Here is an 11,536-nt window from a genome sequence, read left to right on the forward strand (position 1 = left end):
CAAGGCGAAGTTTCTGATGAGGGCCAGGTCGATCGCGTTGCTTGCTGATTGGCGATGTTGCGGGAACGATCAGCCTTGAACCGGCGTCAGAACCTTCATTCCGGGTGTGACATCAACCGCCATCTGAATGCCGCGAAATCGACATGGAATTGCAGGCGTCGAAGCAATCTTGCCCCGCGATTTTCCCTGAAAAAGCGGATGCGCCTGTCGGCGAGATCAACAACTACAAACCACCGTCCAATGACGCCCGGTTCTCCGGTTGGAGGCCCCACCGGACGGGGCGTCCCGATAATGGCGATATGTTTGCCGTCGTCATTAAGCGTAAGAAATGTGCGATACTGAACGAGCGGCGCCTTGCGCATGTGATCGACGGCTCGATCAAATGTCCAGTCTTGTCGAACCGATAGTTCGATGTCTTTCGCCGCGACATAGGAACCGGATCCCGGTTGCTGCGGAATTGAGGCGCCGACCCCGCGCAGAAGCGCGTCAAGCTCGTTCTCAACAAGATCGCCGCTGGCGCGCGCGAAGGCGAGCGACCAGGACAATCTCGTTCCGTAGTCGGTGAAAGGCAGTCGTCTCTGTCCGACAATGTCGCCCTCGTCGATGCCTTCGGAAAGACGGTGCAGGGTAATTCCGCCAAACTCGTCCGCTTTGCCGTGCAGGACAAGTGATTCAATCGGGCCGGGGCCGCGATAATCGGGAAGCATCGCCGGGTGAAGGTTGAAAGCCCGGTCAGGAAAGCGATCGAGCAACTCCAACGGAAATATCACGTGGCTGCCGGTGCAGAGAAGCGCGTCCGCGGGACTGCTCTGATCGAACAAGGCGCCCAATTCGTTCTTCTTTACGCCGCTGATGTTTCTAACGCTTATTCCATACCGTTCAATCACCGTGCAGGCGTCGTAGCCTGCGGGAAGAAGCAGCCGCTTGACGAAGCTCGGATGCCTTTCAAAGGATTTTGGCGCTGTGGTCCAGATCTCCGCTATCTCGTGGCCGCGCTTTATCAGGTCCGTTATCGCACGAGCTGACATGTACCGGCCGTCGCCAACGATCAGGAACTTCATGGAGACCTTGTTACCGCCTCGCCGGCTTTCTGGAAAGTCCATGCGGACTTTTCGCATGGCCATGGGCGACGGCTGCTTATTGCCGGCCCGATTTCCCGCCGGGTCAAAGACGCCCCGCTGGTCCGTCTTGGGTGAACGGCGCCTGAACGGGAGGTTCAGCGTGCGTTCCGAAAGCGCTTGCTAGAACCGTCATCGTTGACAACCCGCGGGGGATGCCCGCTCAATCAGGAGAGTACCAAAATGACCAACACCTTCATCAAGACGACCGCCGCCGCCGCCATCGCCATCGTTACGGCCCTGCCGGCTTTCGCCAACAGCCTTTCTATCGAACAGTATGGTTGGGGCAACGCCGCAGGCGGCGCGCAAAGCGGCTTCAACAACGCCATCGGCGTCTTTCAGAATGGCGCATGGAACAGTTCCGTGACCCAGCAGAATGGCTCCAACAACGTTTCGGCCACTGGCCAGCAGGGTGTGAACAACGCTGCTGACACCTGGCAGAACGGCCACAACAACGCGGCTGGCGTAGGCCAGTTCGGCGCCAACCACAGCGCTGTCATGTCCCAGGACGGAAACGGCAATGTCGCAGCTGGCGTTCAGGTGGGCGATGGCTGTAACGCCGGCGTTTCGCAGTCAGGCGGCGGCAACGTCGCAGCCTTCGTGCAGACCTGCCCCTGAGGCCCGCGCAATGCAAAGAGGCGACCGGCCGAGGGGGATGAACATCGCTCTCGGCCATTCGTCGTCATAAACACAAGGAGATTTTCACAATGAAGAAGAAAACGTCCATAACGCTGATGACCGCCGCCTTTGCTGCGGCGCTGTCCGGCGCCGCGCTCACGGCGAATTCCGGCCAAGCGCATTCGAATGAAACGCGCTGCGAGATCGTCACCGAGACCTCCGGCGGCATGGTCACGCTTCAAGGCGTGGTGCATGCGAATACGCCGCTTTCGGGATCCTACACATTCCGGGTCGAATCCGCTGGCGGCGGCGGCGGCTCGAACATCCGTCAGGGCGGTTCGTTCAGCGCCGCGCCAGGTCAGCCGGCCAAGCTCGGTCGGGTGATGCTGGGCGGAGGAGGCGCCGTCTACGACGCCACGCTCGACGTTGACACGAACGCCGGACGCTTCACCTGTCATGAACGCGCCGGCCAGATATGAACTTCATTACCTGCGTTCTTCAAGGCGGGCTCCGGGCGACCGGGGCCCGCTTTGCTTGAGCGCGGGCATTGCGGATTGAAGTTCTCCGGCTTCTACGGGCTGAACGAAATATGAATGGCTCGTTCCAAACCCGTTCAAGCGCGCGCCGGCATACTCTCTCTATCGATCGGCAGTGAGGCCGGCGAAAGCAGTCTTAACCAAGGAGAGAACCATGAACACCGCTATCCGTAGCCTCATCGCAGGCGTCACCCTTGCAACTAGCCTTGCCGCAGCCCCGGCCTTCGCCGGCGGATCTGTTTCGGTGAATTTGAATCCCACCGATCCGGAGAAAGCCCAGGCGCTTCAGACCGGCTTGCGCTTCTACGGCCTCGTAAAGGGAATCAAGGACGGCTCCATCACCCAGAACGGCTTTGGCAACGCCGCCGGTCTCATGCAGAACGGTTCCGGCAATCTCGGCGTCATCCATCAGAATGGCGACGGCCATGTCGGCACTATCGAACAGAACGGCGACGGCAACGCCTGCGGCCTGTTCCAGTTTGGCCAGAACACGGAAGCCCATCTCCAGCAGAATGGCGATGACGGGGCTTGCGCAACCGTCCAGTTCGGATGGTGAACGCCTTGCGCGGGAGCGGAGGCTCCCGCCGCTCCGTCTGCGTTACGTCGGGCAGCGGCCGGTTCTATTGGTTCAGTCCCGGAAGCCACAGAACCACATCCGGAAACGCGATCATGAGCGCCAGCAAGGCCACAGCCACGCCGACAAATGGCGTTACGCCACGAAAGATCGTGGCTAACGGAACGTCTCTGGCCACCGAATGCATGACAAAAGTATTTATCCCCACCGGCGGCGTGACCAGTGCGATTTCGGTGACGATCACCAGATAGACGCCGAACCAGACGGGATTGATTCCGAGTGAAATCACGACCGGAAATACGAAGGGCAGCGTAAGGATCAGCATACCGAAAACATCGAGAATAGCGCCCAGGACGATGTACATCAGCGTCAGACTGATCAGGACGACGAGGACGCTGCGATCCGTGCCCATAACGACATCGACGATGGCTTGAGATATTTCGGTGACCGCAAGGAAACGCGCCAGAAGCGATCCCCCCACGATGATCAAGAAAATCATGCCGCTGGTGCGCACTGTCGAGTAAAGCGCATCGCCAAGTTTCTTCCAGGTGAAACGCCGCATCGCAAACCCGACGAGAAACACCGAAATCGCGCCGAATCCGGAGGCCTCGGTCGGGGTAAATACGCCGCCATAGATTCCACCCATGACAAAACCGAATACCACAAATACAGGGAGCAGTTTGACGAGCGACCGGAACCGATCGCCCCAGGAAAAGCGGGGTCCAACCGGTCCCAATGCCGGATTGATGAGACAGCGGACGAGGATCAGCAGGGCGAAGCCGAGCGTCATGAGAACGCCGGGAACGATGCCGGCTATGAACAGGTCGCCGATGGACGTTTCGGTCCATATCCCGAACAGCACCATCAGGATCGAAGGTGGAATCAGGATCCCGAGCGTTCCGGCAATTGCAAGAGCGCCCGTGGAAAGCGCCGGATCGTAATTCCGTTTGCGCATTTCCGGCATCGCCATCTGTCCCATGGTGACGACCGTCGCAGCGCTCACGCCGGTGATCGCCGCAAACATCGCGCACGCCATGACGGATGCGATGGCCAATCCGCCTGGCAGCCAGCCAAGCCACTTCTGCAGGCAATCGTACAGGTCTCCGGCCAAATCCGCCCGATAAACCAGTTGCCCCATCAAGATGAACATCGGCGCAGTGATGAAAAGGAAATCGGTGCCGGTTTCCCACGCAATGGTGGTGAGTTGGAACGCGGCCTGGTCGAAACTGCCAAACCAGCTCAGTCCGGCAATGCCGACCACGGCCATCGCCATGGCGATGGGGATGCCGAGACCGACAAGAAGCAGCATCGCCGCAATGGAAAGAAACCCTATCGCGATCAAGCTCATGTCAACGTTTCCAGACGGCGATGATCTGCCGCAACGCCTCGATGACCATCAGAGTGAGAACGATCAGCAGAACGATCCGCACCGGCCACACCGGAAACTTGATGAAGCCATGCGCATCGCCCGCCGCGAACGGGTCATGCATTTCCTTCCAGACGCGATAAAAGATGGTGCCGGCTATGAACGCCGCCAAGCCGCTTGAAACGCTGTCGATGACGCGCCGCCAGAAATCGGAGAAGCGTTCGTAGAGCAGTTCCATGCGCACATGGTCGCCATATCTCAGGCACACCGGCTGACCGCAGAAAAACAGCAAGAGCAGCAGCAGGGTGGTGACATCCTGCGCCCAGAAGAGCGGCGCGGAAAAAACATATCGGGCGACCACATCGGCGCCGACGATGACAGCCATCGCCGGCGTCACGACTATCGACATCGCGCCGAACACGATGTCTGCTGGAAGCTGCCAGAGGCTGCGGGATCGCCGCGCCTCCAGCCGCTCATCGACCTTCATTCGGACAGAACGCCTGTTACAGGGTTTTCCATCGCCGACTTCATCTGATCGATGGAAGACATTGCGCTGTATTTCTCGGCGGCGGCGTTCATTGCGTCGATCATTCCGCTGATATCGTGGCCCTTGTCGGACATTGTGGAAATATATGCGGTGACCGCGGTATCCGTCGCGGCTTTCCATCGTGCCCGCTCGTCATCGGACAATTCGACAATCTCGATGCCCCCCTCATCCATCTGCTTCAAGGCCTCCTCGCCGAAACCGTCGTAGAAAAGTTGCGCTTCCGCAACCGCAAGCTCCTGCATCCACCGGGCAAGAACCGGCTTCAGAGACTCCGGGAGATCTTCGTAGAACTTTCGGCTGAGGCAATATTCGGACGAATTATTGAGAAGTTCAATTGCCGTCTTGTATTTGCCCACGTCAGCGGCGCGAAAGCTGACGAGCGCCGCGTCATGAAAGACAACCCCGTCGATCACGCCAGTTTGGAAGCCGGTGAACAGTTCCCGGGAAGGAATATTCACGGGGACGGCGCCTAAAGCGGAAATGACGTCGCTTTGCAAGCCGCCGCCGATGCGAAGCTTCAGTCCGCTCAAGTCGTCAAGCGTTTCCACCGGCTCCTTGGTAAGAACGTTGTAGGGCGGCGTCATCGTAACATGGGCGAGCAATACGCCCTGGCCCTCATACTCCTCCTTCAGGTGCTGCGGGTAAACGTCATGCGCCGCGAGCGTCGCAACCGTGGAATTATCGAACATGAACGGGATCGTGAGAGCGCTGAAGATCTCGAAGTGTCCCGGGTCCAGCGCAGTCATGCAATGCGTGAAGTCGGTGACGCCCTCTCGCACGGCGCTGAAACCTTCAGGCAAACCGTGCAAAGTGCCGCCCCAGTAGGTTTTGACCTTCAGTTTACCTTCGCTTTCTTCTTCCAGTCGGGCGATGGCTGGCTCCCAGACATCGCTGACCAGCTTGATGCTGGGTGAGAGAAAGCTCGAAAAACGCATCGTGATCGGCTCGCCGTCGTAATCGATTGCAAGCTTGGGCGGCGCCAGTTCGCCGCTGAGCCAGGCGCGGGCACCTTCCGCGCCATCCTGCGCGACAGCCGCGCCGCCGAAACTGGTGAGGCCGGCGACCAAAATCGTGCCGGCGAGCATTCTGTAAGCCATGTCATATCCTCCCAAATTGTAGGACAAAAATTGCTACAAAATTGCGAATATTGTCAACTAGAAATTTCGAAATACTTATAATAACGACGATTATTCGGTTATATGATGGAAATCATCATTTAATCAGTTGACAATATATGTCCTACAAAATTTAACTGAATGTACGGAGGATTTATCCATGAAAAGACTGCCCGCGCCCAAGATTGAACGTCGTCTCGAACTGAATTTTCAGGGAGATTGGGGCCACGCCAACCTGCACAGAATTTGTGGATGGATATCCTCGGTCATGACGCCGTTGTGCGGCGACGGCACCCGGATCGCGACCTGGACGGGCAAGTGGGGCAGCGAGGCGCCGAAAGTGGTCGCCGACGGGCTGGTCGACATGGCGATGTCGGTGCCCGCCGCATGGGTCGCCTCAGCACTGACGGGGCACGGAATCTACTCGGGCAAGCCGGTGAAAGGCATAAGCGCGATCGCGACCATGCCGCAAACAGATTGGGTGCTTCTGGCGATCGACCAGTCCTTCGGCGTCCGCACTTTTGACGATCTTCGCGAGAAGCGTCCGCCGCTTCGTATCGCGACGGGGCCGGATGACGGCGATCATACTGTCGGCTACGGCGTGCAGCGGGTGATGGAGGCGGCGGGCATTGACCGCGCGACGCTCGAAAGCTGGGGCGGCTGCTACCTGGAGGAAGACAGGCCCGACCGGGTGTTGAACCTCTTGAAGGATCCAGGCGCCGACGCAGTGTTTTTCGAGGCCGTCATGACGCCGTTCTGGCGCAAGGCCGCAGAGGAGCGCGCCTTTCACTATATTCCCATTGAACGCGATGTTCTGGACGCCGTCGAACGTGATTTCGGCCTCACCCGCGCGACCATGCCGGCAGGACGGCTGCACGGCATGGACTACCCCGTCGAAACGCTCGACTTCGCGGACTTTCTGATGATCGTTCGCGACGACATGCCGGACGATATCGCCTACATGCTTGCCTGGATAATTTGCGAAACGTCAGAGATCCTCGAGCGCCAGTACAGCCACCTGCCGGTCGAGCACAGCCCGGTGACCTATCCGCTCGAACCCGCCAGAATGATGAAGACATCGATCCCGCTTCATCCCGGCGCCGAGCGTTATTATCGTGAAGCCGGCTATCTTGACGGCGGCTTCTGATCCAATGAACCCGAACGTCGCCCGAAACGCTGCGCGCGAGGATCCGCAAGACATGATCGAACTTTCTATTGATGCGCGGGACTATGCTTCGGAAGCAGAGGAGCAGATGCCTCTTCCGGAGCGTCTGGCGGAACGCATCGCAAGCGCGATCCAGTCAGGCCAGATGACTGCCGGGCAGCGTGTGCGCGAACAGGACCTCAGCGCAATGTTCGGGGTCAGTCGCGGACCGGTGCGCGAAGCCTTGCGGATCCTGGAAGGCGATGGTTTCGTCGAAATTGAGCGTCACCGCGGGGCCATCGTCACGCGCGCCTCCCCGCATGAGACAAGCGTCGCAGTCGAAATGCAGGTGGCGCTGTTCGGAGTGGCGGCGAGAACTGTGGCGGAAAAGGCGACCGACGAGGAAATCGGCGCGCTGGCTGCGTTGATTGAGCGGCTGGCCGAAATGGAGGCCGACCCCAAGGCGACGCCCGAGCAGTTCGTCAACACCAGCCTTCGAGCCACATGGATGCTGATTCATCTCGCCGGTTCGACCAGCCTGGCGAGGTCGATCCGCGCGTTGCGGCGGCTCACCAGGCCAGACCGGTGGATCTTCGCCATGACGACAAAGTCAAAACAGCGCAAAGCCCTCAGACAGTGGCAAAGCATTCTGGAAGCGATCGAAGGACGCAACCCCGGTCGCGCGGAGTCCCTCGCCAAAACCCGCGTCAGACAAATCCACAAGAATACGTCGTCATCCGCGTGACGCACGTGCGAATTGAGATCGCGCAATGCGCGCATCCTTTTGGATGTTCACTCGGACCCAAGAAGTGAATCGGAAGTGCTTGCACAAGGAAAGATCTCGCTCATCCCGGATCAAGATCGGACAGCAGACTTCGGCGGTACTCGCGGGGGGCCAGTCCGTATTTTTTCCGGAACGCGCGGCCGAAATGGCTTTGGTCGCTGAACCCCCAGGCATAGGCGATCTCGGCGATGGACATGCCGCGATGGTCCGACGAGACGAGGGCCTCGCGTGATTTTTTCAGACGTTCCGCCAAAAGCCAGTTGCCGAAACTGACCCCATCTTCGGCGAAGAGGTTGTGGAGAGTGCGAACCGATATGCCAAACCGTCTGGCCAGTATCCCGGGCTTGAGGTTGTGGTCTCCCAGCCTCGCGCCGACGGAGGACTTGATGGCGAACAACAGCGCCCGTTGTCTGATGCGACGGTCCGTGACGACGATGGCGCGGCGGGTGGCGGGCGCCTGGGCGAGAAGGCCAAGGAAACCCAGCATCAGGGCCTCCTCTTCCTCAGCGCTACAGGCGTTCAATTCCTCCGCCAGACTGAAGACGTAACGGGAAAGCACTGCCCCAAAACCCCCGGCGCCCGAAACGAATAATCCAGGCAACAGATTTTCCGCATTCTTGAGAATTTCGTTGGCGAGCGCGGTCGGGATCTCAAGCGACAACTGGTGGAAGTCGCCGCCGAATCGGAGTTCGTATGGTCTGGAGGCGTCGACGATGGCGAAGTCGCCGGGCGCCAAAACGGAGTCCCGGCCTGACTGGCGCGTCAGACCCACGCCCCTCACCTGCATATTGAGATAATAACAGGAGCGGGAGGAACGGCCGATTTCCCGCGTTCCGCGAACGACGTGCTGGGCTTGCGCCCGGACTTGAGCGACGCCGACCGCGCCATAGCGCGTCGCTTCGACTTCGCCGTAGAAAGGCTTGTTCGTCCCCATTGCGTCGCACCGTTGCGGATTGAGGTGCACGAAAGCATCGCAAACGACCTCGCGCCAGTATCCGAACTGGTCGCCCGTCGCCTGTTCTTCCGTTCGCCAAATCTGCTGCACGTCGCCTCCAGGAAGGGACTGTTTGCTCAAGAGCATACTACGGGCGTCTTTGCGGTCATCAACGGCGCGCTTCGGTTTTTGCGCCCTCGGTCGAAAGAAATGCACGTTCGTTCAAGAATTGGCTCTGCGCAACCGCAAGAGTTGCGGACATGTTAGCCGATAAAGGAGCCTTTCATGTCCGAAAATGTCCTTTCAACCCGATTTTCGCAAAGTTACGGCGTCGATCATCCCTTCGCCTGCGCCGGCATGGCCTTCGCCGGCATGACGCCTGATTTGTGCATCGCCGTCTGCCAGGCCGGAGGCGTCGGAGCGCTCGGCGTCGGTCTGACGCCGCCCGAATTGTTGCGGCAGATGATTAAAGGAATTCGCGCGGCGGTCGGCGACAAGCCCTTCAATATCAATTTCATCACCATCTTCACCGAAGAGGCGCATATCGATGTCTGCGCGGAAGAAAAGGCGCCTGTGGTCTCGTTCCACTGGGGCAATCCCGACAGGGCGTTCATCGACAAGCTGCATGCGGCGGGCTGCAAGGTCTGGGAGCAGGTGGGTTCGGTCAAAGCGGCGATAGTGGCGGCCGACAGCGGCGTCGATGTTGTGATCGCCCAGGGCTCCGAGGCTGGCGGGCATAATTATGGCGAGTTGCCCACCTTCGCCCAGGTGCCGGCTATTGTCGACGCCGTCGGCGACCGGACAATGGTGTTGGCCTCGGGCGGCATCGCCGACGGTCGCGGCGTGGCGGCGGCGCTGAGCCTCGGCGCGGACGGCGTCTGGGTCGGCACGCGCCTGGTCGCCAGCAACGAGGCGTTCTCGCACGAAGAATACAAATCAAGGCTGGTGAACGCCGCCGGAACCGATACGGTTCGCACCGGCATTTTCGGGCCGGAAATCAAGGCCTTCAATCCGATGCGGGTTCTGCGAAACCGCGTGGTTGCCGAATATGAGGGGCGTGAGAACGAGGCGCCGGACGACACCTCGGATCAGCCTCTGGTCGGCGAAACGCAACTCGGCCCCGACGCCGTGCCGCTTCGCAAATTCACCAATTTCGTCCCGATGCCGGCCACCACAGGTGATTTTGACGAAATGCCGCTGCTGTCCGGTCAGGGCGTGGGCCTCGTCAAGTCCGTCGAGCCGGCGGGAGAGATTATCGCCAGGATGATGGCGGACGCCGCGTCCATACTGAAACGGCTCAATGGCGGTTGAACGGCCGGCTGCGCTTGAAGTCGCCCGCTTTGTTGCACCGACCGCAAAGCCTTGCAGCGCCCGATCTCATGGGTTTCCGCCCGACGCTACATTGGGCAGCGAATGTCCTGTTTCATTCAATGACTGAGACCGGCATGTTGCCGGATTCGCATTTCGACACGATGATGGTCATTTGCTCTGACACGATGGCTTCACGCAGTACATCGGCGGTGTCTTCCGCCCTGCATTCGACCACGTTCTCGCAACCACAGGCCTTTGCCACTGCCGCAAGCGACGTCGTCCCGCCGACCTATGTCGGCTGGTCGCAAGTGTTTACCCTCTTTGGAGTTACCTCAGGAATAGGCCTCGATCAGCGCCGTCACTTCGGCGTCCCGCGCCTGCTTGGTGGCGCCGCCGATCACGACGACGATGAGCTTGCGGCGCCCACGGCTCGCCGTCGCCACCAGATTGAAGCCGGAAGCACGGATGTATCCGGTCTTCATGCCATCGACACCGGGGACAGTACCAAGCAGTTTGTTGGTCGCCTCGAACGTCCGTCCGTCGTAGGTGAACGTTTGCGCCCTAAAGTAGGCCCCGTATTGCGGAAACCGTTGCTTCATTAATAGGGCCAGCTTCGCCATGTCGCGGGCGGTGGTGACGTTGGCGGCCCCCGGAAGGCCGCTGGCATTGGCGAACCGCGTCCCGGAAAGGCCGAGAGTGCGGGCTTGCTCCGTCATGCGAACAGCAAAGGCTTCTTCGGAACCGGAGATCGCCTCGGCTACCACCACCGAGACATCATTGGCCGATTTCACCGCCAGCGCCTGAATCGACTGTTGCACGGTGATCGTCGCGCCGGCTTTGACGCCGATGCGAGCCGGTGGCTGCGATGCCGCCTCGGCCGAGACGGGCAGTCGCGTGTTGAGCGACAGCCTGCGCGCCTTGATCTCGTCAAACAGGATATAGAGCGTCATCAGCTTGGTCAGCGATGCCGGATAGCGCGGTGCGTCGGCATCGACGGCATAGAGTTCCTGGCCGGTCGTGGCATCGACCACCAGCGCGGATTTGGCGCGAGCGACAGGCTGCTGGGGGGCATAGGCGACCGGTGTGACGGAAGGAGCCTCGAGCGGGATACCGAGCGATGAAGGAACCTCGCTGCTTCCCTGCGTCTGACAGCCGGAAGCGACAAAGGTTACGAGGAGAAGGGCAACTGCGGTGATCATCCGGAACGGGCGGACCATGGGCGCTCCACGCACTGTTATCGGTCGAATAATGAATTTGAATAGTATTCGGCTCGCACTAGGATTACCAGCGGGTCACGATCGAGTTGTCTTTCAGAATTCGACTAAACGACAAATTACAATCGTTTCAAGGCCGGTCGAATTCGAGATTAGAGCATCGTGTGCTTTGAGTGAATCAGGGATGCTTCCAATTGTGCCGGCGGTGTGATTCTTTGGGTCGAGGAGATGATTCGATGACCCATGCACTTTCCAGTGACCTTCGCCGGCGTGTA

The 11,536-nt window shown here is 59.7% G+C and carries 12 protein-coding genes; 6 read left to right on the forward strand and 6 right to left on the reverse strand.

Translation table 11 applies throughout. The features are described 5' to 3' along the window. Nucleotides 1-95 precede the first annotated feature (95 nt). Nucleotides 96-1,103: a formyltransferase family protein gene (locus AAFN47_RS20235; protein ID WP_499811066.1), complete on the reverse strand. Its 1,008-nt coding sequence runs from the start codon at nt 1,101-1,103 to the stop codon at nt 96-98. A 198-nt stretch (nt 1,104-1,301) separates the two neighbouring features. Between AAFN47_RS20235 and AAFN47_RS20240 the strand changes: the two genes are divergently transcribed. The 3 genes from AAFN47_RS20240 to AAFN47_RS20250 all read left to right on the forward strand — a co-directional run bounded on the left by AAFN47_RS20240 (nt 1,302) and on the right by AAFN47_RS20250 (nt 2,828). Next, the gene (locus AAFN47_RS20240; protein WP_499811067.1) at nt 1,302-1,736 is read left to right on the forward strand and encodes a curlin; all 435 of its coding nucleotides are present in this window, start codon (nt 1,302-1,304) and stop codon (nt 1,734-1,736) included. Nucleotides 1,737-1,825: 89 nt separating this feature from the next. Next, nucleotides 1,826-2,215, forward strand: a complete 390-nt coding sequence (csgH, locus tag AAFN47_RS20245) for a curli-like amyloid fiber formation chaperone CsgH (RefSeq protein ID WP_499811068.1) — start codon at nt 1,826-1,828, stop codon at nt 2,213-2,215. 211 nt (nt 2,216-2,426) lie between these two features. Then, entirely contained in the window at nt 2,427-2,828 is a 402-nt protein-coding gene (locus AAFN47_RS20250) for a curlin (protein ID WP_499811069.1), read from the forward strand. Nucleotides 2,829-2,892: 64 nt separating this feature from the next. Here AAFN47_RS20250 and AAFN47_RS20255 read toward each other — a convergent pair whose 3' ends face one another. The 3 genes from AAFN47_RS20255 to dctP are packed head-to-tail and all read right to left on the reverse strand — an operon-like array spanning nt 2,893 to nt 5,856. Beyond that, nucleotides 2,893-4,194 (reverse strand): TRAP transporter large permease, encoded by a 1,302-nt coding sequence (locus tag AAFN47_RS20255; protein WP_499811070.1) that lies wholly within the window; start codon nt 4,192-4,194, stop codon nt 2,893-2,895. A 1-nt stretch (nt 4,195) separates the two neighbouring features. After that, nucleotides 4,196-4,699, reverse strand: a complete 504-nt coding sequence (locus tag AAFN47_RS20260) for a TRAP transporter small permease (RefSeq protein WP_499811071.1) — start codon at nt 4,697-4,699, stop codon at nt 4,196-4,198. Further along, nucleotides 4,696-5,856, reverse strand: a complete 1,161-nt coding sequence (gene dctP, locus AAFN47_RS20265; RefSeq protein ID WP_499811072.1) for a TRAP transporter substrate-binding protein DctP — start codon at nt 5,854-5,856, stop codon at nt 4,696-4,698. The genes AAFN47_RS20260 and dctP overlap by 4 nt, the downstream gene beginning before the upstream one ends. A 178-nt stretch (nt 5,857-6,034) precedes the next feature. Here dctP and AAFN47_RS20270 point away from each other — a divergent pair, with 178 nt between their 5' ends. Together AAFN47_RS20270 and AAFN47_RS20275 are read left to right on the forward strand one after the other, a co-directional pair. After that, nucleotides 6,035-7,021 (forward strand): TAXI family TRAP transporter solute-binding subunit, encoded by a 987-nt coding sequence (locus tag AAFN47_RS20270; RefSeq protein WP_499811073.1) that lies wholly within the window; start codon nt 6,035-6,037, stop codon nt 7,019-7,021. A gap of 4 nt (nt 7,022-7,025) precedes the next feature. Further along, on the forward strand, nt 7,026-7,763 hold the full coding sequence (locus tag AAFN47_RS20275) for a GntR family transcriptional regulator (protein WP_499811074.1): 738 nt from the start codon (nt 7,026-7,028) through the stop codon (nt 7,761-7,763). 100 nt (nt 7,764-7,863) lie between these two features. Here AAFN47_RS20275 and AAFN47_RS20280 read toward each other — a convergent pair whose 3' ends face one another. Next, nucleotides 7,864-8,847, reverse strand: a complete 984-nt coding sequence (locus tag AAFN47_RS20280) for a helix-turn-helix domain-containing protein (RefSeq protein WP_499811075.1) — start codon at nt 8,845-8,847, stop codon at nt 7,864-7,866. 174 nt (nt 8,848-9,021) lie between these two features. Here AAFN47_RS20280 and AAFN47_RS20285 point away from each other — a divergent pair, with 174 nt between their 5' ends. Next, nucleotides 9,022-10,047: an NAD(P)H-dependent flavin oxidoreductase gene (locus AAFN47_RS20285; RefSeq protein ID WP_499811076.1), complete on the forward strand. Its 1,026-nt coding sequence runs from the start codon at nt 9,022-9,024 to the stop codon at nt 10,045-10,047. Between the two features lie 332 nt (nt 10,048-10,379). Here AAFN47_RS20285 and AAFN47_RS20290 read toward each other — a convergent pair whose 3' ends face one another. Continuing rightward, nucleotides 10,380-11,264 (reverse strand): D-alanyl-D-alanine carboxypeptidase family protein, encoded by an 885-nt coding sequence (locus AAFN47_RS20290; RefSeq protein ID WP_499811077.1) that lies wholly within the window; start codon nt 11,262-11,264, stop codon nt 10,380-10,382. Nucleotides 11,265-11,536 lie beyond the last annotated feature (272 nt).

It is taken from the genome of Hoeflea sp. CAU 1731 (assembly GCF_039888615.1).
Lineage (GTDB): Bacteria > Pseudomonadota > Alphaproteobacteria > Rhizobiales > Rhizobiaceae > Flavimaribacter.

Coding starts and splice junctions, on each gene's coding strand:
- AAFN47_RS20235 (WP_499811066.1), bottom strand. CDS start 1,103: ATGGACTTTCCAGAAAGCCGGCGAGGCGGTAACAAGGTCTCCATGAAG.
- AAFN47_RS20240 (WP_499811067.1), top strand. CDS start 1,302: ATGACCAACACCTTCATCAAGACGACCGCCGCCGCCGCCATCGCCATC.
- csgH (WP_499811068.1), top strand. CDS start 1,826: ATGAAGAAGAAAACGTCCATAACGCTGATGACCGCCGCCTTTGCTGCG.
- AAFN47_RS20250 (WP_499811069.1), top strand. CDS start 2,427: ATGAACACCGCTATCCGTAGCCTCATCGCAGGCGTCACCCTTGCAACT.
- AAFN47_RS20255 (WP_499811070.1), bottom strand. CDS start 4,194: ATGAGCTTGATCGCGATAGGGTTTCTTTCCATTGCGGCGATGCTGCTT.
- AAFN47_RS20260 (WP_499811071.1), bottom strand. CDS start 4,699: ATGAAGGTCGATGAGCGGCTGGAGGCGCGGCGATCCCGCAGCCTCTGG.
- dctP (WP_499811072.1), bottom strand. CDS start 5,856: ATGGCTTACAGAATGCTCGCCGGCACGATTTTGGTCGCCGGCCTCACC.
- AAFN47_RS20270 (WP_499811073.1), top strand. CDS start 6,035: ATGAAAAGACTGCCCGCGCCCAAGATTGAACGTCGTCTCGAACTGAAT.
- AAFN47_RS20275 (WP_499811074.1), top strand. CDS start 7,026: ATGAACCCGAACGTCGCCCGAAACGCTGCGCGCGAGGATCCGCAAGAC.
- AAFN47_RS20285 (WP_499811076.1), top strand. CDS start 9,022: ATGTCCGAAAATGTCCTTTCAACCCGATTTTCGCAAAGTTACGGCGTC.
- AAFN47_RS20290 (WP_499811077.1), bottom strand. CDS start 11,264: ATGGTCCGCCCGTTCCGGATGATCACCGCAGTTGCCCTTCTCCTCGTA.